The organism is Aurantimonas coralicida DSM 14790, from assembly GCF_000421645.1.
Taxonomy (GTDB): Bacteria; Pseudomonadota; Alphaproteobacteria; order Rhizobiales; family Rhizobiaceae; genus Aurantimonas; species Aurantimonas coralicida.
This window is the reverse complement of record NZ_ATXK01000003.1, coordinates 33,795-53,231: the sequence shown is the minus strand read 5'-3', so window position 1 is coordinate 53,231 and position 19,437 is coordinate 33,795. Positions and strand designations below refer to the sequence as shown.

The following is a 19,437-nucleotide window of genomic DNA, read 5'->3' as shown; positions in this document are numbered from 1 at the left end:
TTCCTTTCCTTCAGGGGTCACTGGAGCTTGATCCGGGGATCGATGAACGGAGAGACGAGATCGGCGAGCAGATTGCCGAGCACGATGGCGCAGGCCGAGACCAGCGTGACGCCCATGATGATCGGGATGTCGACGCGCTGGATCGCCTGCCAGGCGAGCTGGCCGATCCCGGGCCAGCCGAAGACGCTCTCCACGACGACGATGCCGCTCATGAACAGGCCGATGTCGATGCCGATCATCGCGATCACGGGCAGGATCGCATTGGGCAGGGCATGCCGGAACAGCACGGTGTAGCGGGCGAGGCCCTTGGCCCGCGCCGTGCGGATGTAATCCTGGCGCAGGACATCGATCATCGAGGACCGCATCATCCGCGAGTACCAGCCGGCCCCCAGGATACCGAGCGTGACCGAGGGCAGGACGAGATGCGAGAAGGTGCCGTAGCCGCCGATCGGAAACCAGTCGAGGCGCACCGCGAAGACGTAGAGAAGCAGGAGGCCGACAACGAACTGCGGCGCCGAGACGCCGACGAAGGAGCCGACCATCAGCGTCTGGTCGGTCGCCGAGCCACGCTTCAGCGCCGCCACCAGCCCCATGGTCAGACCCAGCACCAGTTCGCAGACGATGGCGCCGAGCATCAGCAGCAGCGTCGCCGGCAGCCGTGCCGCGATCAGCTCCGAAACCTCCGAGCGCTGCAGATAGGAGCGCCCGAAATCCAGCTGTACGAGGCCGAGCAGATAGCGGCCGTACTGGACGAGGAAGGGCTGGTCGAGGCCGAGTTCGCGGCGGATGTTCTCGACGGTCTGGGCCGTCGCGCTGCGGCCGGCGATCTGGCGCACCGGGTCGGCCGGCAGCAGATAGAGCAGCGCGAAGGTGATCAGCGACACGCCGAGCAGGATCAGGGCCGACTGGATCAGCCGACGGGCGAGATAGGCGATCATGACAGCCGCCCCCGCTGGGTGGGATCGAGGATGTCGCGCATCGCATCGCCAACGAGGTTGAAGGCCAGCGCAAGCGCCAGGATGGCCGCGCCGGGGAAGAACACCAGCCAGGGCGCCGCCTGGAAATAGGTCTGGTTCTCGAAGATGATGTTGCCCCAGGACGGGGTCGGCGGCTGCACGCCGACGCCGAGATAGGACAAGGTCGCCTCCAGCAGCACCGTGGTCGAGATCCCGAGCGTGCCCCAGACGATGATCGTCGGCAGCAGATGCGGCAGGATGTGGCGGAACAGGATTCGCGGCGTCGAGGCGCCGATTGAGCGCTCGGCGTCGATGAACTCGCGCTCGGCGAGGGAGCTGGTCTCGGCGAAGACGATGCGCGCGGTCTGCACCCAGTTGACCAGCGCGATCACCATCGCGACGATCCACAGGCTCGGCGACAGCACGGCGGCGAGGCAGATCGCCAGGAGCAGCGCCGGAAACGCCATCATCAGGTCGGTGAAACGCATCAGGATCGCCCCGATCCAGCCCCGGAAGAAGCCGGCGGTGACGCCGACCAGAGTGCCGATGATCAGCGCCACGCCATTGGCGACGATGCCGATGATCAGGGATGTACGGGCGCCGTAGAGCATGCGCGTCAGGAGATCGCGGCCGAGGAGATCGGTGCCGAGGACGAAGGCGCCACCCGGCGCCATCGGCGCGCCCTGCAGCGTCAGCCCGTCGAAGAGCTGGTCGTTCGGATCGTAGGACGTCAGCCAGGGCGCGGCGATCGCGCCTACGACAGTGACGACGATCAGCACGATACCGATCAGCGCCAGCGGGCGGCGCAGCAGCTGCGCCAGAACGCCGGCCGGCTTGGCGACCACCACGGGCGCCGTCGGCTCAGAGACGAGTTCTGCGCTCATCGCGACCTCCCTCTTCGAGTGCCAGGACGCGGCGTGCCGCCTCTTCCATCGTGGTTTGCCAGCTCATGGCGAGCGCCCGCAGCTGGGCATAGGCCCGCTCCTCGCCGACACCGCCGGCGCTGAGTGCCACGGCGGCGCGCACGATCGTCTGCCGTTCGGCAACCCGCCCCTTGAGCCCGCGAACCTCGTCGGCGAGGCTCCGGCGCGCCTCGAAGCCCTGCCGGGCGATCAGCAGCGCCGAATAGATGCCGGAATTGGCCACCGGCTTGACGAGGTGGGAGTGCGCGCCGTGCGACAACGCCCATTCGATGCGTCCGGGCGCCTCGGAGCCGATCAACGCGATCATCGGCATCGGGGCCTCGCCCGGCGTCCACGGAAACTGCGCGTCATAGCCGAGATCGGCGTCGAAGAAGATGAAGTCGGCCGCCAGCGCGTCGGCCGGCAGGTCTGGCCAGGATTCGACGGGGTCGAGCCCGATCGCCGCCAGCTGGCGAACCAGCGCGGCAGTGGTCGCGTGCGGCGGGTGCAGCACGAAGGCCCTGGCCCCGCCGAGATTGGGGATGCGGCTGCGGCGGGTCACGAGACGGCTCGCAGCGAGGGACGCGGGAAGATCCGCGCCGGATCGTAGCGCGAGAGATAGGGGTCAGGATCGACCCGCTGCGCGCTCTCCTCCACCACGTCGAACCCGCCGTCCCGCACACGACCGATGCGGATCGGCAGGCTGGCATGCTGGGTCTGCGGATCGATCGCGATTTCGCCGAAGGGCGTGGCGAACCGCCGGCCGGCGAAGTCGGGAATGCGGCGCGCCGCGCCGGCATCCGCAGCAAGACGGTCGGCGAGAACGAGAACGGCGCTGTATGCGGCGGCGAAGAAGGACGAGGGCCGCGACGTGAAGGCCGGCTCCGTCGCCTGGCTCGGCCAGGGCTTTGCCCTGTCGTGGAAATACGGTCCGACGGCGATATGGCCCTCTGCCGCGGCGCCGATCGCCGGCAGTTCGATCTCCGTCAGATTGCAGGAAAGGATCGGGCAAGATGCGGCGGCGAAATGCGGATCCTGACGGGCCAACTCGTCATAGGCCGCGAAGAAGGCATAGGAGGACGGGCCGATCAGATGGTTGAGGATGAAATTCGGCCGTGTCGCCCGGATCTCGTCGATCAGCCGTGACACGTCGGTATCACCGAGCGGCAGATAGCGTTCGCCCAGGATGCGTCCGCCGGCGTCGCCGACCAGATCGCGGGCGACGCGATTGGTCTCCCAGCCCCAGATGTAGTTCGAGCCGACCAGGAAGGCGTCGGCGCCGAAGCGCGGCACGACATGGCCGAGCAGCGGGACCAGATGCTGGTTCGGGCAGGCATTCATGTAGACGACATGGTCGTTCGTCTCGAAGCCCTCGTAGGGGCAGGCATACCAGAGGGTCCCGCCGGTCTTCTCCAGCACCGGGATGACCTCCTTGCGGCTCCAGGAGGTGATGCAGCCGATGACATGACGGGCGCCGCTGTCGCGCAGGATCTCCTCGCAGAGCGGCGCATAGCGGTCGACTTGCCCCTCCGGGTCGCGCTCGATCGGTACGAACTCGACGCCCAGCGCCGCGTCGCGATTGACCGCCGCGATGGCGCTCATGGCGCCGGCGCGGCAGGCGTCCGACAGCAACCGGTAGTTGCCGGAGCGCGAGTAGAGAATGCCGATGTCTATGCGTTGCGTCACGTCGATCCCACAAAAAAGCCCCGCCGCCCGTCGACAGGAATCGACGGGCGGGCGGGGCTCGAATGCCGTCCGGCGAACAAGGCCGGTATGTCAGGTCAGCGTAGCAGGGAGCGAGGCCGAGTCAAGCGCTTCTGCCTCGCACCGGGCACGCCTATTTTTTGAGCGCGGACCAGCCGCAACACTGCAAATGGACCGTGCGGTCCAGGCGGTTCAGCCTTCGACCTCGGGTTCTTCGTAATTGACGATGTCGCCCTCGGGCGCGTTCGAGGCTTCGGATCCGTAGAAGCCGATGACTCCGACGATGATGAAGAGCACGACGCCGATGGCGACGATGATGCCGGTTTTCCCTGCCATGCCGATCTCCCTGGCTTGCGTTTGCGCAGCAATGCCCCTCCCGGCGGGTGGGTTCCCGGACGCTTAGCCACCGAAGGATAAGGTTCGACCGCCCGGGGATGTATCCGTGCGCAACCAGAGGGTTACTGGCGCTTGCGCTTGGTGAAGACGCGTTCGACATGGTGGGTTTTAACGAAGGCGGCGAGACGTTCGGCGATCTCCGGCGGCATCGGCGCGATCTCGACCATCAAATCGCCGATCTCGGTCAGGGATTCGCCCTCGGCCGGATCGGCGGTCACCGAGATGAGCCGGATTCCGGGCTCTTCGTCAGTCAGGGCCAGGGTCACCCAGAGGCCGGGGCTGCCCGAGGTCAGATTGTCGCGGTAATTGCCGGTCTCGACCCGGTGGAATTCCACCGACCGCGTGCCGGCATAGAGCAGCACCGCCTCGCCGTCGTGGCCGAGCACATGGCCGGGCTCGGTGCCGATCGCCTCGGGAATGATCGCCACGATGCGCCAGGCATGGTCGACCCAGGGGCTCTTCGACGGCCGCCGCTCGACCACCACCCCGACACGGAAGGACGGCGCATCCATGCTCATGCCACCTCCGCCGGCGAGCGCAGCGGCAGGCCGACAACGAGGTTCTGGGGCTTCAGCCGCACGACGCCGTCCTTCGGCCTGGCAAGGAACAGCCAGACCGGCCGCGCGCCGATGGCCGGCAGGGCTTCGGCCGGATCGGCGAAGGTCAGGGCGAAGATGCCGATGATCTTCTCCAGATCGGCGGGGGCCACCGTATCGCCGCGCCAGACCTGGTTGCCGATCCGGCTGGCCTCGGCATCGAGCCCGACGAACCAGGCCCAGTCGTCGTCATCCACCCGGGCAACCGGCTCGACCTTCACCCGCACCCCGAGGAGATGCGCGATCCAGCGCTCGATCGCCTCGGCAAGGCCGGCCCGCGCCGCCGGCCCCGAGGCAAAACTCAGCACCAGCTCGAAGGCTTCGTCGCGGTGGAAATAGGAGGCGGCGTTCTCGGCATCGAGGACGTCGAGCTCGCTCACCGCCGGTTCGGCGAACATCGCCAGGAGCGGCGAGGCATGGCGATCCTGCTCCTGCATCTCGACGATCTCGGCATCGGCGAGAAGCAGTGCGCCGTCGTGGACGCTTGCCCGCTGCGGCCGGAAAAACAGCTCGGCCGAGCGCAGGACGAACGGGTCCGCGCAGCCATCCAGAGCGTTGCGCAGGACGACCTGCGCCAGCTGGTTCACGAACAGATGCGGCGTGCCGGACATGTCGCCGCGCACCAGCGTCAGATAGGCCGCCTCCAAAGTCGGCGCAGCCATGAGCCTGTCGCGGAAGGCCAGCATCACCTGCCAGTTCTCGCGCGCATCCGCATCGTCGAGCCCGGCGATCTCCGCCTCGCTGACCGGACGGCGCGGATCGGCCAAGAGGCTTGCATGCAGGGCCAGCTCGGCGGCGCAGGCCTCGGGCGGCGGCACCAGCTCGGGCCGGGCGAAATAGGCCTTCAGGAATTCGTCGGTCAGCAGCAGATGGCCCGACGCATTGCGGTCGAGAAGCTGATGGCCGCAGGATACCCAGAACTCGCTCATCTCGTTTCTCCAGCGTCCGGGTTCATGGCTGCGTCTTGCCGAGGGTGCGGATGTCCACATGCTCGGCATAAGCGTCGTCGTCCTCGTCGATCTCGACGAAGCCGAAGGCGCGGGAATGATCGACGGCGCCCTCGCGCCGATGCAGGGTGCGGAAGCGCTCGCGAATGTCGCCATTCTCGACGCTGCGCTGCACCGCCAGCATGGTGTTCACCGGGTGGTCGCAGAGCGAGGCGGCAAAGGCCACCTCCTCTTCCGCCGCCGGCCGGGCGGTGGCGACATCCGGCGCGCCGAGATGGGTCACGAGATGGCGGGCCAGTTCCTCCACCACCGCGTCGCGCTCGGCCTCGCTCGCCTCGCTGACGATCGCCAGGGTCGACCAGCCGAAGCTCGCAACGCCCAGAAGCCCCGAGCGAAATGCCTGGCGCTCCTTGCCCTCGAGCGCCGCGACGTCGCGGTTCCAGAAGCGGAAGGTGCCGCTGACGGCCCATTCGCCGGGTTCGGCTGCCTCCGTGAAGACGAAGGCGTCGGACGGGTCCATGCGGATCGTGCGCGGCAGTTTCAAAGCCATGGGGCCCCCATTGCGGGCGCGCGCCGTAACGGCGGCGTCAAGGCCGCAGCGAGCGGCCGGCGCTCCCCATCGCGCATCGGCCCATCGCTGTCCAGCCGCCCCGACTGATGCCGACCCGCCGTACGGGAACGCCCCAACGCGGGAAAACGCCGCAGGCGGACCGGCGCATCGGGACCGATGCGGGAGACGCAAAGGCGGTGGCCGCCCGCGTTGCGGGTTCCAGATGGGGAGACAAGGCAGCGAAACGGGCGGAGATCGAGCCCGAGGGTCGATGGCGACGACATGAAAAAACCACGTGATACTATTGACTTGCGCCAGTTTAAAATCGTTCTACGCCAACGGTGGACGGTGAGACAACCGGCTGCCTGAAATGCCGTACACGCCCGAAGGATTGCGTCCATCGTGACCGATACGCCAGCCCATACCGGCCCCCGCGACACAGCCGAGGCGGCGCTTGCCGCCCTCCCCCGGGCGCAGCCGCCGATCTTGTCCCTCGTCAGCGATGGCACCATCCTGATCTGCGGCGACGGCGCGGCCGCGATCGATGCGGGCCTGCGGCTGGCGGCGTCCCTGGACGTGACGGTACTCCTCGACGATGGCGGCCTGACGCCGGTGCCGGATGGCCTGCCGTTTCCGGTGGCGCGCGGCCGCATCGCCAGCGCCACGGGGCATTTCGGCGCCTATCAGGCCGTCGTGGACGGGTACATGCCGCCGGACGGCATGGCGCTGCCGCGCGACGGCGCCGTGTCGCGCTGCGACGTGATCCTCGATCTCGCGGCCCGGCCGCCGCTGTTTCCGGCCCATGAAGCGCGCGACGGCTATCTGCGTGCCGATGTCGCCGACCCGGCCGGCCTCGACGCGGCGATCGCCGAAGCATCGGAACTCGTCGGCGAGTTCGAGAAGCCGCAATATATCGCGTTCCGCAAGGAGCTCTGCGCCCATTCGCGCTCGTCGATCACCGGCTGCACCCGTTGTCTCGACGCCTGCGCCATGGAGGCGATCGCGCCGGCCGGCGAGCATGTGACGATCGACGCCTATGTCTGCGCCGGCTGCGGCAATTGCGCCGCGGTATGCCCGACGGGCGCGGCCTCCTACACGCTGCCGACGGTCGACATGCAGCTCGACCGCTTGCGCACGCTCCTGACCAGCTACCGGGCCGCTGGCGGCCGTGATCCGGTCGTCCTCTTCCATGACGGCTATGTCGGCCAGCCGCTCATCGACGCCGCCGGTCCGGCGCTCCCGGCCCATGTGCTGCCGATGGCCGTCAACGAGATCAAGCAGATCGGGCTGGAGAGCCTCGCCGCGGCGTTCGCCTATGGGGCGGCCGGCATCGGCATCCTGGCGCGGCGCGCGCCGCGGAACGGCATTGCCACCCTGGCCGGGACCGTCGATCTGGCCGGCGCCTTTGCGGCCGCGCTCGGCTATGGCGAGGATTCCTGCCGGATCCTCCATGCCGATACGCCGGACGAGATGCTCGCCGAACTGGCGGCCCTTCCGCTCGGCCGCGCCGCACCGGCGCCCGCCAGCTTCGCCCCGGCCGGCAGCAAGCGCGAGCTTCTGGAGCTGAGCCTGCGGATGCTGCACCGGGTCGCGCCGGCGCCGGTCGAGCAGGTGGCGCTTCCGCAGGGCGCGCCCTTCGGCAAGGTTCATGTGCAGACCGACGGCTGCACGCTGTGCCACGCCTGCGTGACCGCCTGCCCCACCGGCGCGCTGTCGGCCAGCGAGGACCGGCCGCTTCTCAGTTTCTCCCATGGCGCCTGCGTCCAGTGCGGCCTGTGCGAAGCGACCTGCCCGGAACAGGTGATCACCCTGGAGCCGATACTCGATTTCGCCGCCTGGAACGCGCCGCGGCAGATCCTCAAGGAGGAAGAGCCCTTCTGCTGCATCCGCTGCGCCAAGCCCTTCGGCACGAAGAGCACGATCGAGCGGATCATCGCCAAGCTGGAAGGCAAGCACTGGATGTTCGCCGGCGAGAATGCCCGCCGTCTGGACGCGATCCGCATGTGCGAGGACTGCCGGGTGGAGGCCGTGCTGAACGAGGGGATCGATCCCTATGCCGGCACGGCCCGGCCAAAGCCGCGTCTTGCCGAGGATCACCGGGCGCCCACAGACTTTGACGGCCACAGACATTGATGCGGCCCACACCCTCGACCCGCTCGGATCGCAGGCTAGTTTTCCCTGCGGCAGATCAGGAAGCACGAACAGGACGGCAAGGACGACCGGTTTGAGCAGCGATTTCCTCTCCCGCTGGTCCCAGCGCAAGCGCGAGGTCGCCGACGCGGACCGCACGGCCGGAACCGGAACGGATTCCGGCCCTGCCGCGGAGGCCGCTGGCGTATCGCTTGAGCACGCGGCGCCGGACGACGCGCCGCAGGCCGCTGTCGATGCACCGATCTCCGCCGAGGAGCTGGCGGCGCTGCCCGACCCCGAGGATCTGACCGCCGCGTCGGACATGACAGCGTTTCTGCGCAAGGGCGTCCCGGCCTCCCTGCGCAATCGCGCCATGCGGCGGCTCTGGTCGCTCGATCCCGCCATCCGCGACTATGTCGGTGACGCCAGGGATTATGCCTGGGACTGGAACGTGCCCGGTGGCGTGCCGGTCTCCGGGCCCTTGTCGGCGACGACCGACGTCAAGCAGATGGTCAAGGACATCTTCGGCCGCGAGAAGGCTGCGCCCGCCCCGGCCGCGGAGCCGACCGTTGCGGCGGATCGAAGCGACGCCGCCGAATCGCCGTCCCCCATGACCATGGCAGACGCCGCGCAGCCTGTGCCGAACGAGACGGTTTCCGCCGCGCCCGGCCCGCAGGATTCGGCCCTACCGGAGACGCCGGAAACCATGCCCGAAATCGCTGCGGAAACAGCGCAGCAAGCTCCGCGAAACCGGCCGCTGCGACATGGCAGCGCGCTGCCGATTTGAATAGCCGTCAACGAAACTGGAATGGTTCAAAAGAGGCTTGCACAAACCCCGGAACCATCTAGGTTCTCGTTCCAGATCAACGGGTAACCGGACACCCATGAAAGCGCCACGATGACCGACGGGCCTTCCGAACCGAGCGCTCACGACGTTGCCGCAACGGCGACGGCGTCCTTGCGCGCGGCGCTCGATCCGGTCGACCAGTTCCGGGTCCAGCATTACGGCCTTCTCGCCGTTCTCATGGCCCGCGAGCCGAGCGCCGAGACGCTGGCGCTGGTCGCCGGCCTCAGCGGCGACGCGACCCCGCTCGGGCGCAGCCACGCGGCGCTGGCCGAGGCCGCCCGCCGGGCCGATCCGGCGCGTCTGGAGCGCGAGTATTTCGACCTCTTCATCGGCGTCGGCCGCGGCGAACTGGTGCCCTACGGCTCCTTTTACCTGACCGGCTTCCTGCGCGAGAAGCCGCTGGCCCGCCTGCGGCAGGATCTGGCGCGGTTGGGCATCGAGCGGTCCCCCTCGCTCGTCGAGCTCGAAGACCACGTCGGGGTGCTGTGCGAGACCATGGCCGGGCTGATCGACGGGCGCTTCGAGGCCCCCGAGGGCGCCGCCCGCGACTTCTTCGCCCGCCACATGCAGCCGTGGATGGGCCGCTTCTTCGCGTATCTGGAAACGGCCCGGTCGGCGGATTTCTACCGCTGTGTCGGCCGTGTCGGCCGCAGCTTCATGACAATCGAGACCGAGTCGCAGGCGCTGGTCGCATGACAGTGCCGCGAAACGACCGCACGGCCCGCGCGCCGGCAGGGAAATGGGAGACGACCATGGCGACGGACAAGCCTGATCTCAATCGACGCGCCTTCCTTCGCAAGGCCACGGGTGCGGCTGGCGCGGCAACCGCGGTCGCCGTGACGGCGCCGGCCTTCGTCGACGAGGCCGAGGCCTACGATCCGGGGACCGACGAGACCCAACCGAAATATCAGCCCGACAGCCCGGACGTTCAGGCGTTCTACCGGACCAACGGCTACGAAACGCTGCAGGACAAGTGAGGCGGACATGCTCACCAAACGCAAGGCCGGTCAGCCCGGCCAATTCTGTTCTTCCGTCTCGTCGACCCGTCCTGCCGGACTCGATCGCCGCGCCTTCCTGAAACAGTCGGGCCTCGCCGTCGGCGGCCTCGCCGCCTTCGGCACCATGATGCCCGGCGCCGTGCAGAAGGCCGAGGCGGTCAGCGCGCCGATGCCCGGCGTGCCGATCGAGATCAAGAAGAACATCTGCACCCATTGCTCGGTGGGCTGCACGGTGACCGCCGAGGTGCAGAACGGCGTCTGGACCGGCCAGGAGCCGAGCTGGTCGAGCCCGATCAACCGTGGCACCCACTGCGCCAAGGGCGCCGCGATCCGCGAGATCGTGCATGGCGACCGGCGGCTGAAATACCCGCTGAAGCTGGTCGACGGCCAGTGGCAGCGGCTGTCCTGGGAGCAGGCGATCGACGAGATCGGCGACAAGATGCTGGAGATCCGCGAGGATTCCGGCGCCGACGCCATGTATCTCCTCGGCTCGGCCAAGTTCACCAATGAAGGCGCCTATCTGTTCCGCAAGTTCGGCGCCTTCTGGGGCACCAACTCGGTCGACCACCAGGCCCGCATCTGCCACTCCACCACCGTGGCCGGCGTCGCCAACACCTGGGGCTACGGCGCCCAGACCAATTCCTACAACGACATCCGCAACGCCAAGACCATGATCATCATGGGCGGAAATCCGGCGGAAGCGCATCCGGTCGCGATGCAGCACGTCCTGGCCGGCAAGGAGCTGAACCGCGCCAATCTGATCGTCATCGATCCGCGCTTCACCCGCACCGCGGCCCACGGCACCGAATATCTGCGCCTGCGCGCCGGCACCGACATCCCGGTCATCTGGGGCATTCTCTGGCACGTCTTCGAGAATGGCTGGGAGGACAAGGAGTTCATCCGCACCCGCGTCTACGGCATGGACGAGGTCCGCAAGGAAGTCGCCAAATGGACGCCGGAAGAGGTCGAGCGCGTCTCGGGCGTGTCCGGCGAGCAGCTGAAGCACGTCGCCTATCTGTTCTCGCAGGAACGGCCGTCGACGCTGATCTGGTGCATGGGCGCCACACAGCACACGGTCGGCACCGCCAATGTGCGCGCCTACTGCACCCTGTGCCTGGCCACCGGCAATGTCGGCAAGCCCGGCACCGGCGCCAACATCTTCCGCGGCCACACCAATGTGCAGGGCGCGACCGATCTCGGCCTCGATGTCACCTCGCTGCCGCTCTATTACGGCCTGACCGAAGGCGGCTGGAAGCATTGGTCGCGGGTCTGGGAAGTCGAATATGAGTGGCTGCAGAGCCGCTTCGACGAGGTCCCGGCCAAGGGCGGGCGCGAGCCGCGCACCCGCAAGGAAAACATGGAGACCCCGGGCATCACCTCGACCCGGTGGTTCGACGCGGTCAGCATGCCGCCGGAGGAGATCGACCAGCGCTCGCCGCTGCGCGGCATGTTCATCATGGGCCATGGCGGCAACACCGTCACCCGCATGCCGGAGATGCTGCAGGCGCTGGAGAAGCTGGAGCTGCTGGTGGTCGCCGACCCCCACGCCACCACCTTCGGCGCCATCAAGGGCCGTCGCAACGGCACCTATCTCCTGCCCATCGCCACCTCGCTGGAGACCGACGGCTCGCGCACCGCGTCGAATAGGTCGCTGCAATGGGGCGAACAGATCGTCGAGCCGGCCTTCGAGTCCCGCGACGACTACGCGGTGATCCACGACTTCGCGGTCAAGCTCGGCTTCGCCGACCGGATGTTCAAGAACATCGCCGTGGAAAACAGCAAGGTCTCGGCCGAGGACATCCTGCGCGAGATCAATCGCGGCGGCTTCTCCACCGGCTATTGCGGCCAGTCGCCGGAACGGCTGAAGGCGCATATGCGCAACCAGGACAAGTTCGACCTGGTCAGCCTGCGCGCCCCGGCCGACACGCCGGAAGTCGGCGGCGAATATTACGGCCTGCCCTGGCCGTGCTGGGGCACGCCGGAGATGAAGCATCCCGGCTCGCCGATCCTCTACCGGACCGACGTGCCCATCTGGGAAGGCGGCGGTACCTTCCGCGCGCGCTTCGGCGTCGAGCGGAACGGCGAGACGCTGCTGGCCGAGGATTCCTATTCGGAGGGCTCGCAGCTCACCGACGGCTATCCCGAGTTCAATTACGGCATCCTGCGCAAGCTCGGCTGGGACGCCGACCTGCGGCCGGAGGAACTGGCGACGATCCAGCGGGTCGGCGGCGACAAGGTCGACGCGGTCAGTTGGGCGACCGACCTGTCGGGCGGCATCCAGCGCGTCTGCATGGATCACGGCGTCATGCATTACGGCAACGGCAAGGCCCGGGTGGTCGCCTGGAACCTGCCCGATCCGGTGCCGGTGCACCGCGAGCCGATCTATACGCCGCGGCCGGACCTCGTCGAGAAATACCCGACCCGGCCCGACGAGCGGCAGTTCCGTATTCCGAATATCGGCTATTCCGTGCAGCAGGCCGCGATCGAGCGGAACGTCGCCGGAAACTTCCCGATCCTGCTCACCTCGGGCCGGCTCGTGGAATATGAGGGCGGCGGTGAAGAGACCCGCTCCAACCGCTGGCTGGCGGAGCTGCAGCAGGAGATGTTCGTCGAGATCAATCCGGCCGACGCCACCGCCCGCGGTGTCGAGGACGGGCAGTATGTCTGGGTCTACGGCACGGAGAACGACGCGAAGACGCGGGTGAAGGCGCTGGTGACCGAGCGCGTGGCGCCCGGCGTCGCCTTCATGCCCTTCCACTTCTCCGGACATTACCAGGGCGAGGACTGGCGCGAGCACTATCCGGCGGGCACCGACCCGATCGTGCTCGGCGAATCCGTCAACACCATCACGACTTACGGTTTCGACCCGGTCACCGGCATGCAGGAGACCAAGGTCGTGCTGTGCCAGATCGCGGCGGCATAAGGGGAGCGACAGACAATGGCGCGGCTTAAATTTCTCTGCGACTCCGATCGCTGCATCGAGTGCAATGCCTGCGTGACGGCGTGCAAGAACGAGCACGACGTGCCCTGGGGCATCAACCGGCGTCGCGTGGTGACGCTGAACGACGGCAAGCCGGGCGAGCGCTCGGTGTCGATGGCCTGCATGCACTGCACCGATGCGCCCTGCGCGGCGGTGTGCCCGGTGGACTGCTTCTTCACCACCGAGGACGGTGTGGTGCTCCATTCCAAGGATCTGTGCATCGGCTGCGGCTACTGCTTCTACGCCTGCCCGTTCGGCGCGCCGCAATATCCGCGCGTCGGCAATTTCGGCTCGCGCGGCAAGATGGACAAGTGCACCTATTGCGCGGGCGGTCCCGAGGCCGACAGCTCCGAGGCGGAATACGCCAAATACGGCAAGAACCGCATCGCCGAGGGCAAGCTGCCCATGTGCGCCGAGATGTGTTCGACCAAGGCGCTTCTAGCCGGCGACAGCGACATCATCGCGACGATCTATAAGGAGCGGGTCGCCAAGCGCGGCTACGGCACCGGGGCCTGGGGCTGGCAGACGGCCTACCGCGAAACGATCGAGGCCTGAGATGGCGACGATGACCACGCTTCGCACCATCCTCACCGCCGGCGGCCTGGCGCTCGCCCTTCTGGCGACGCCCGTTGCCGCCCAGCAGGGCGACGACAATCTCGCGCCCCAGAGCGACGTCGCGCCGACCGACGGCGCGCAGGCCGATCCCAGCGGCCAGAACCCCACTGCCGAGGCGCCGACCGAACAGCAGCTCCTCAACGCGCTGCAGGGCGGCCAGATCAGCGGCCGGGTCAGCATCCCGGACAGCAAGGCCGCGGTGCTCGAGCAGCCCGAGGGGCGCGATTACCAGAGCTTCCATGAAGGCTGGCTGCCGTGGATCGGCGCCATCGCCATCATCGGCATGGTCCTTGCGCTTGCCGCCTTCTACTTCTCGCGCGGCCGGATCATGATCGAGGACAGCCCGGAGGTCGGCCGCAAGCTGCTGCGCTTCAGCTTCTTCGAGCGCCTGAACCACTGGATGACAGCCACCGCCTTCATCCTCTTGGCGATCACCGGCCTCAACTACGTCTTTGGCAAGCGGCTGCTGTTTCCGCTGATCGGGCCGGACGCCTTCTCGACCTGGAGCTACTGGGCGAAATACGTCCACAATTTCGTCTCCTGGGCGTTCATGGTCGGCCTCGTCTTCATGATCATCGTGTGGATCAAGGACAACCTGCCGAGCCGCACCGACATTCGCTGGATCCGCGAATTCGGCGGTTTCGTCGGCGACAAGCATCCGCCGGCGCACCGCTTCAATGCCGGTCAGAAGATGATCTTCTGGTCGGTGACGCTGGGCGGCCTCGCCCTGTCGATCAGCGGCCTCCTGATGCTCTTTCCCTTCTCAGTGCTGAACATCGAGGGCATGCAGATTGCGCAATATGTCCATGCCACGGTCGGCATGGTGCTGATCGCCATCATCATCGCCCATATCTATATCGGCTCGCTCGGCATGGAGGGCGCCTACGACGCCATGGGCAACGGCAAGGTCGACCTCGCCTGGGCCCGCGCCCATCACAGCCTCTGGGTCGAGGAAGAGCAGGCCAAGACCGCCAAGGGACCGCAGCCGATCCCGCAAACCCATCCGGCGGAGTGAGCACCATGCGCCACAGTCTCATCCTACTCTTCGCCACCACGGCGCTGGCCACGGCGGCCGTCGCCCAGACGACGTCAGAACCCGCCACCGAAGCGCCGCAGGCACCGGCTGCCACCGAGGCTCCGGCCGCGAACACCCAGCAGGCGCCCGCGCCTGACGGCACGCAGCCGGCGGCGCAGAATCCGGCCGCCGACGCTGCCGCGGCGAATGCCGGCACCGCGACACCGGCGCCTGGCGAGACCGGCACGGATACGGCCTCGTCCGGCCCCGCCAATATCTGCACCGAACTGGTGGCGTTCCTGACCCCGGCTCCGGCCGAGGACGCAGCCGCCGCGCCCGGCCAGCCGGCAGCCGCTCAGGCGAGCGCGGACCAGGCCCCTGCGGCGCAGGCTGGTCAGGCACAGGCCGGTGAAGCTTCAGCCACGCAGCCGTCGGCCGAAAGCGGCACGGACAAGGAGCCCGCTGGCGGTGCGGCCTCGGACCAGCCGCAGCAGCAGGCGACAAGCAGCGGCGAAGCGGCGGCCGAGAACGAGCAGCACGCCGCGGGCGTGCCCGACGGCAACCAGTCGGGCTCGGCCCAGGAAGCCTCCAACCAGGCCGGCGCCGCGGTCGAGGCGCCCAGCGACGCCAATGCGCCGGCGCCGAAGGCCGGCAATGCCGACAACGCGCCGCAGACCTCGGGTCTCAGCGCGCCAATCCCCGAGACGCCCGAAGCCACCAAGAAGCAGCCGGACATGACCCTTGCCGAAGGCCAGGCGCTGGCCGATGCCAACGATATCGCCGGGTGCCATGGCGCGACCCGCGAAATGCGGCGCGCGGGCGTCGACCTGCCCCCGGCGCTGATCGCGCTGGCGGCGCTCGACCTGCAATATCAGCAGAACGCGGCGCCCGCAGCGCCGACGACGGGAGACGCGCGTTGAAGGCCATTCTCATCGGCATCGCGATCGCCGCCGTGATCGGTGTGGTCGCCGGGCTCGTTCTTCCCATGGCGCAGGTCCCGGCCTTCCAGGCCTACGCCACCGACAGCGTCCGCGTCGGCAATCCCGGCGAGAACCTGATCGGCCCCGAATGGGACGAAGCCGCCGAGGACCAGGAACGCCATTGATCCGACGCCCGGTCGCCATCGCGGCCGGGCGCGGGACATTCGCGCCGCAGGCGTTGCCTGCCCTGTGGCGCTGCCAACGGTGACCTCAGGGCGGTCACCTCCAGGCAAATCAGCCTAAGGCGCGCCCCGCCGTCGAACCGGCCTCCCCCATCCAGCCCCGCAGACGCGGTCGCCTCTCACCTGGGCTGAGGACGACCGGCCGGATCTTGCGCCAGAATGCTGTGTGCGAGCGCGGCGATCAGATCGGTGCGGGTGACGACGCCCACGATCCGCTCGGCCTCGATCACCGGCACGGCATCGGTCTGGCTTTCGGCCATCAGATGGAAGAAGGCGGCCACCGGGGTCGAGGGCGCCGCGCGCGGGCATGCCGTATCCATGATGTCTTCCGCCCGCAGGCGCCGCGTCCCTTTGCCAAGGAGCGCCCTCGTATCGCTCCCTCTCAAGACGATCAGGTGGATCTGCAGGATCACGCCGAGGAACCGGCCATCCGCAGTCTGGACGGGGAGCGAGGTGAAGCGGTGTTGCGCGAACAGCGCCGTGATGTCTGCAAGCGATGTGTCCGGCCCCACCGTGACGAGGTCGCGCGACATGAAGTCGGCAGCGACGGTCGGATCGATCCTGTGGGTCGCGGCCTGCATCTGCGCTGCGCCGATCAATCGCGCCAGATCCTCGACCCCCAGATTGAACGATTGCCGGTATCGCTCCAGGATGTTCGTCAGCTCCGCGCTCGACAGCCCGAGTCGCTCGAATGGTTGGCGATCCACCGTTCCATGCGGGTTCGGGTCGTCGAACTGGCGGAATGGATAGCGCCTGCCGGTCATCCGCGCGTAGACGATGGCGATCAGAACCAGGAGCGCGGTGCCGAGGGCGACCGGCGTGAGGGCGAAGCGGAACCCCAGTTCGGCGATGGCCTCGGGGTTCATGGCCGCCGTCATCGCGACCGCGCCTGCCGGTGGATGGACGGCGCGGCACAGGATCATCGCCGTGATGGCCAAGCCGACGGCAAGCGCGATGCGCAGGGCCGGATCGGCGACGAGAAGGCAGACCGCGACGCCCACCAGCGCGGCGATCGTATTGCCGCCGATCGCCGACCACGGCTGCGCCAGCGGGCTGTTCGGAACCGCGAAGAGCAGGACCGAACTCGCACCGAACGGAGCGATCAGGTACAATCCGAGTTGCAGATCGACAGTCGGCGCCAGCACCAGCAGGGCGCACAATCCGAGCCCGATGAAGGCGCCGGTTCCGGCCCGAACGGCTTCCATGGGCGTCGTCTGCGGCACGGCCGGGCCGAAGGATTTCAGGAATGACGGCATCACGGTCCTTCTTGGGTTGAAGCGACCGGGATCGCAGGCGCCGTCCAGCTCGGCAAGGGATGGAATTTCGCCCGATGCGCCAAGTGTGCAACGCCATGCTTTCGTCAGCGCCCCCAGCGTTCCTCACTGCGTCAGCCCTCTTGAGCCGTCTGCTGGACGCCGTCGGACTGCTTCGGCAGGCGGTGCAAGAACAGGCCCCCAACCGGATTGTGGTTCCGAGACCGGGGAAATCACCGAAACCTGGTGCCTAGGGGAGTCCCCGCGACTGACTGCGAGGGAGCGCATTCAAGGGACCGCCGGCGGCGAACCACCGTACATGCCCGGAGACCTCATTTTCCGTCAGAACAGGTGCCGTCGCGACAATCGCAGCCATCGACCCACCGCATGGGTCGGCCGCGGGCGGATTCGCGCTCACGCAAGCGCATCCAGCCCTGCCCGCACGGCATCCGGGTCGGGGACCGCGGCCTCCACTGCTGCCTGGGTCGCGCGCCAGATCGGCACCGCCTCCGCGAGGATGGCCCTCCCCTCCGGGGTCAGCGAAAGCAGCCTCGCCCGTCGATCGGCGGGATCCGGGGTGACTGTCAGGAGGCCGCGTTTCTCCAGGGGCTTGATGTTCGCCGTCAGGGTGGTGCGATCCATCGCCAGAAGCTCGGCGACGGAACCGAGTGTCGGCGGCTTCGGGCGATTGAGCGACATCAGCAGCGAGAACTGGCCGCTGGTGATTCCGATGGAGCGGAACGCCTCGTCGAAACGCCGTGCCATGGCGCGCGCCGCGCGCTGCGCCCGCAGGCAAAGACAATGATCCCGGACCAGAAGCGTGGTCTCGTAGGGAACCGGTGTCGGCGAATCACTGGACGTTGACATGACCTCTTTATGTTGATATCAACATTTTAGTCAAGCAGATATGCGGCGGCGCCGGAATGGACCCGGTCTGAGGATCACCAGGAGCCCCGTGCCGATACCAACCGCCAGATCACCGCGACGCCCGGTCGTGCACGACCCGGCAAGGCTTGAGGACGCGACCATGCAGAACTCCACCATCGGTGTGACGGCCTATGACTGGGTGCCGTCCTTCGCCCAGGGACTGGTCCGCGATCTGCGCGTTCGCTGGGCGCTGGAAGAAGCCGGGTTGGCATACAGGCCGATCATTCTCGAACAGGGGTCGCAGCGCGGCGCGGACAATATCGCCCGCCAGCCCTTCGGCCAGGTTCCGGCGATGGAGATCGACGGGCAGACCATGTTCGAATCCGGGGCCATCGTCTGGCGGATCGCCGAGGCGAGCGACAGGCTGCTGCCGTCCGATCGCCACCAGCGCGATCTCGCCCTCTCCTGGGTCTTCGCCAGCCTGAATACGATCGAGCCGCCGATTGCAGCGCTTGTCGATCTCGACTTCTTCGCCGGCGACGCCGATGCGGCAGCGAAATTGCGCGATGGCTCCATCAAGTCCGTCGACAAGCGTCTTGGGCAGCTTCAGGCAGCGCTTGGCGATCGCGACGGCCTCCTCGGCGAGTTCTCGGTGGCCGATTTGATGATGACGGCGGTCCTGCGCATTCCCCGCCACACCGACATTCTCCAGAATTTTCCAGCGCTCGACGCCTATGTCGCGCGCCACACGGCGCGGCCGGCCTTCCAGAAGGCCTTGGCCGATCAGCTCGCCCCGTTCCGGGAGAATGCGGCGCGCTACGAACGCGCGGCCTGAGCCTGAGGATTTCGGACAGGGGACGCCTTGCATCGCGTGCGGTTGAAGACGGGAGAGGAAGAGGGTCGAGATGCGTCAGATCACGGCAGGCCTGTTCCAGTCGATGGACGGCGTCGTCCAGGCACCGGGCGGTCCCGACGAGGACCGCAGCGACGGTTTCTCGCTCGGCGGCTGGATCGTGCCCCATGCCGGCGAGACGGTCGGGGGCTTCATCGACACGATCTTCGACGGGGAATTCGACCTGCTGCTCGGCCGAAGGACCTACGACATCTTCGCCGCGCACTGGCCCCGCATCACCGGTGACGCCTTTGCCGACAAGTTCAATCGCGCCGCGAAATACGTCCTCACCTCGTCGCGCGAGCCGCTTGCCTGGGCCAATTCCCATGCGCTGCCGGACATCGATGCGGTGGCGGCGCTCAAGCGCACCGATGGCCCGAAGCTGATCGTCCAGGGCTCCACCACGCTGTACCCGGTGCTGCTGTCGGCCGGTCTCGTCGACCGGCTCTACCTGATCACCTTCCCGCTGATCCTCGGCCACGGCAAACGGGCCCTGCCGGGCGCGGACCCGGGCGCATGGCGCCTCCTGGAACACCGCGTCTCGGAAGGCGGCGCGATCATCGCCGTCTACGCCCCGGCCGGTGCCGTGGCGACGGGCTCCTTCGCGCTCGACGATTGAGGCCGCCC

The 19,437-nt window shown here is 67.9% G+C and carries 21 protein-coding genes; 11 read left to right on the top strand and 10 right to left on the bottom strand.

Annotated elements, in window-relative coordinates:
- Positions 1-17: 17 nt before the first annotated feature.
- The 8 genes from H536_RS0108830 to H536_RS0108795 all read right to left on the bottom strand — a co-directional run bounded on the left by H536_RS0108830 (position 18) and on the right by H536_RS0108795 (position 6,051).
- Positions 18-938 carry an ABC transporter permease gene (locus tag H536_RS0108830; protein WP_024350125.1) on the bottom strand — a complete coding sequence of 307 codons (921 nt, stop codon included), beginning with the start codon at positions 936-938 and terminating at the stop codon, positions 18-20.
- On the bottom strand, positions 935-1,840 hold the full coding sequence (locus H536_RS0108825; RefSeq protein WP_024350124.1) for an ABC transporter permease: 906 nt from the start codon (positions 1,838-1,840) through the stop codon (positions 935-937). Before H536_RS0108825 ends, H536_RS0108830 begins: the two co-directional genes overlap by 4 nt.
- Complete coding sequence (locus H536_RS0108820; RefSeq protein ID WP_024350123.1) at positions 1,818-2,420, bottom strand: ANTAR domain-containing response regulator; 603 nt, start codon at positions 2,418-2,420, stop codon at positions 1,818-1,820. The genes H536_RS0108825 and H536_RS0108820 overlap by 23 nt, the downstream gene beginning before the upstream one ends.
- Positions 2,417-3,544, bottom strand: a complete 1,128-nt coding sequence (locus tag H536_RS0108815) for a transporter substrate-binding protein (protein WP_024350122.1) — start codon at positions 3,542-3,544, stop codon at positions 2,417-2,419. Before H536_RS0108815 ends, H536_RS0108820 begins: the two co-directional genes overlap by 4 nt.
- A 210-nt stretch (positions 3,545-3,754) precedes the next feature.
- Positions 3,755-3,898, bottom strand: coding sequence for a hypothetical protein (locus H536_RS24325; protein ID WP_155898440.1), 144 nt, complete (start codon positions 3,896-3,898; stop codon positions 3,755-3,757).
- Between the two features lie 122 nt (positions 3,899-4,020).
- Entirely contained in the window at positions 4,021-4,476 is a 456-nt protein-coding gene (locus tag H536_RS0108805; RefSeq protein ID WP_024350121.1) for a DUF3305 domain-containing protein, read from the bottom strand.
- Positions 4,473-5,483 carry a DUF6352 family protein gene (locus tag H536_RS0108800; RefSeq protein WP_024350120.1) on the bottom strand — a complete coding sequence of 337 codons (1,011 nt, stop codon included), beginning with the start codon at positions 5,481-5,483 and terminating at the stop codon, positions 4,473-4,475. Before H536_RS0108800 ends, H536_RS0108805 begins: the two co-directional genes overlap by 4 nt.
- Positions 5,484-5,505: 22 nt before the next feature.
- On the bottom strand, positions 5,506-6,051 hold the full coding sequence (locus tag H536_RS0108795) for a DUF6505 family protein (RefSeq protein ID WP_024350119.1): 546 nt from the start codon (positions 6,049-6,051) through the stop codon (positions 5,506-5,508).
- 402 nt (positions 6,052-6,453) lie between these two features.
- Between H536_RS0108795 and H536_RS0108790 the strand changes: the two genes are divergently transcribed.
- From H536_RS0108790 to H536_RS0108750, 9 genes are all read left to right on the top strand, one after another.
- Positions 6,454-8,184 carry a 4Fe-4S dicluster domain-containing protein gene (locus tag H536_RS0108790; RefSeq protein WP_024350118.1) on the top strand — a complete coding sequence of 577 codons (1,731 nt, stop codon included), beginning with the start codon at positions 6,454-6,456 and terminating at the stop codon, positions 8,182-8,184.
- Complete coding sequence (locus tag H536_RS0108785) at positions 8,135-8,968, top strand: DUF3306 domain-containing protein (protein ID WP_244495411.1); 834 nt, start codon at positions 8,135-8,137, stop codon at positions 8,966-8,968. The genes H536_RS0108790 and H536_RS0108785 overlap by 50 nt, the downstream gene beginning before the upstream one ends.
- A 111-nt stretch (positions 8,969-9,079) precedes the next feature.
- Positions 9,080-9,724, top strand: coding sequence for a TorD/DmsD family molecular chaperone (locus H536_RS0108780; RefSeq protein WP_024350116.1), 645 nt, complete (start codon positions 9,080-9,082; stop codon positions 9,722-9,724).
- Entirely contained in the window at positions 9,721-10,005 is a 285-nt protein-coding gene (locus tag H536_RS0108775; RefSeq protein ID WP_323133092.1) for a twin-arginine translocation signal domain-containing protein, read from the top strand. The genes H536_RS0108780 and H536_RS0108775 overlap by 4 nt, the downstream gene beginning before the upstream one ends.
- A 7-nt stretch (positions 10,006-10,012) precedes the next feature.
- Positions 10,013-12,949: a formate dehydrogenase subunit alpha gene (locus H536_RS0108770; protein WP_024350114.1), complete on the top strand. Its 2,937-nt coding sequence runs from the start codon at positions 10,013-10,015 to the stop codon at positions 12,947-12,949.
- A 15-nt stretch (positions 12,950-12,964) separates the two neighbouring features.
- Complete coding sequence (gene fdh3B, locus H536_RS0108765; RefSeq protein WP_009210530.1) at positions 12,965-13,561, top strand: formate dehydrogenase FDH3 subunit beta; 597 nt, start codon at positions 12,965-12,967, stop codon at positions 13,559-13,561.
- Between the two features lie 10 nt (positions 13,562-13,571).
- Positions 13,572-14,636, top strand: a complete 1,065-nt coding sequence (locus H536_RS0108760) for a formate dehydrogenase subunit gamma (RefSeq protein ID WP_373279277.1) — start codon at positions 13,572-13,574, stop codon at positions 14,634-14,636.
- 5 nt (positions 14,637-14,641) lie between these two features.
- Complete coding sequence (locus H536_RS23210) at positions 14,642-15,556, top strand: hypothetical protein (RefSeq protein ID WP_024350112.1); 915 nt, start codon at positions 14,642-14,644, stop codon at positions 15,554-15,556.
- Positions 15,553-15,741, top strand: a complete 189-nt coding sequence (locus tag H536_RS0108750; protein WP_024350111.1) for a hypothetical protein — start codon at positions 15,553-15,555, stop codon at positions 15,739-15,741. The genes H536_RS23210 and H536_RS0108750 overlap by 4 nt, the downstream gene beginning before the upstream one ends.
- Positions 15,742-15,917: 176 nt before the next feature.
- Here the strand turns inward: H536_RS0108750 and H536_RS0108745 are convergent, their stop codons facing one another.
- Together H536_RS0108745 and H536_RS0108740 are read right to left on the bottom strand one after the other, a co-directional pair.
- Complete coding sequence (locus tag H536_RS0108745) at positions 15,918-17,003, bottom strand: HPP family protein (protein WP_425304058.1); 1,086 nt, start codon at positions 17,001-17,003, stop codon at positions 15,918-15,920.
- Positions 17,004-17,465: 462 nt separating this feature from the next.
- Positions 17,466-17,918 carry a MarR family winged helix-turn-helix transcriptional regulator gene (locus H536_RS0108740; protein WP_024350109.1) on the bottom strand — a complete coding sequence of 151 codons (453 nt, stop codon included), beginning with the start codon at positions 17,916-17,918 and terminating at the stop codon, positions 17,466-17,468.
- A 160-nt stretch (positions 17,919-18,078) separates the two neighbouring features.
- On the opposite strand from H536_RS0108740, the gene H536_RS0108735 reads away from it, so the two are divergent.
- Positions 18,079-18,753: a glutathione S-transferase family protein gene (locus tag H536_RS0108735; protein ID WP_024350108.1), complete on the top strand. Its 675-nt coding sequence runs from the start codon at positions 18,079-18,081 to the stop codon at positions 18,751-18,753.
- Between the two features lie 70 nt (positions 18,754-18,823).
- Entirely contained in the window at positions 18,824-19,429 is a 606-nt protein-coding gene (locus H536_RS0108730) for a dihydrofolate reductase family protein (protein ID WP_024350107.1), read from the top strand.
- Positions 19,430-19,437: the final 8 nt, after the last annotated feature.

Bases quoted from the DNA above. Each gene is read 5' to 3' on its own strand.
- H536_RS0108775 (WP_323133092.1), top strand. From the start codon at position 9,721: ATGACAGTGCCGCGAAACGACCGCACGGCCCGCGCGCCGGCAGGGAAA.
- H536_RS0108730 (WP_024350107.1), top strand. From the start codon at position 18,824: ATGCGTCAGATCACGGCAGGCCTGTTCCAGTCGATGGACGGCGTCGTC.
- H536_RS0108735 (WP_024350108.1), top strand. From the start codon at position 18,079: ATGCAGAACTCCACCATCGGTGTGACGGCCTATGACTGGGTGCCGTCC.
- H536_RS0108795 (WP_024350119.1), bottom strand. From the start codon at position 6,051: ATGGCTTTGAAACTGCCGCGCACGATCCGCATGGACCCGTCCGACGCC.
- H536_RS0108825 (WP_024350124.1), bottom strand. From the start codon at position 1,840: ATGAGCGCAGAACTCGTCTCTGAGCCGACGGCGCCCGTGGTGGTCGCC.
- H536_RS0108805 (WP_024350121.1), bottom strand. From the start codon at position 4,476: ATGAGCATGGATGCGCCGTCCTTCCGTGTCGGGGTGGTGGTCGAGCGG.
- H536_RS23210 (WP_024350112.1), top strand. From the start codon at position 14,642: ATGCGCCACAGTCTCATCCTACTCTTCGCCACCACGGCGCTGGCCACG.
- H536_RS0108800 (WP_024350120.1), bottom strand. From the start codon at position 5,483: ATGAGCGAGTTCTGGGTATCCTGCGGCCATCAGCTTCTCGACCGCAAT.
- H536_RS0108740 (WP_024350109.1), bottom strand. From the start codon at position 17,918: ATGTCAACGTCCAGTGATTCGCCGACACCGGTTCCCTACGAGACCACG.
- H536_RS0108830 (WP_024350125.1), bottom strand. From the start codon at position 938: ATGATCGCCTATCTCGCCCGTCGGCTGATCCAGTCGGCCCTGATCCTG.
- H536_RS0108770 (WP_024350114.1), top strand. From the start codon at position 10,013: ATGCTCACCAAACGCAAGGCCGGTCAGCCCGGCCAATTCTGTTCTTCC.
- H536_RS24325 (WP_155898440.1), bottom strand. From the start codon at position 3,898: ATGGCAGGGAAAACCGGCATCATCGTCGCCATCGGCGTCGTGCTCTTC.
- fdh3B (WP_009210530.1), top strand. From the start codon at position 12,965: ATGGCGCGGCTTAAATTTCTCTGCGACTCCGATCGCTGCATCGAGTGC.
- H536_RS0108745 (WP_425304058.1), bottom strand. From the start codon at position 17,003: ATGGAAGCCGTTCGGGCCGGAACCGGCGCCTTCATCGGGCTCGGATTG.
- H536_RS0108780 (WP_024350116.1), top strand. From the start codon at position 9,080: ATGACCGACGGGCCTTCCGAACCGAGCGCTCACGACGTTGCCGCAACG.
- H536_RS0108760 (WP_373279277.1), top strand. From the start codon at position 13,572: ATGACCACGCTTCGCACCATCCTCACCGCCGGCGGCCTGGCGCTCGCC.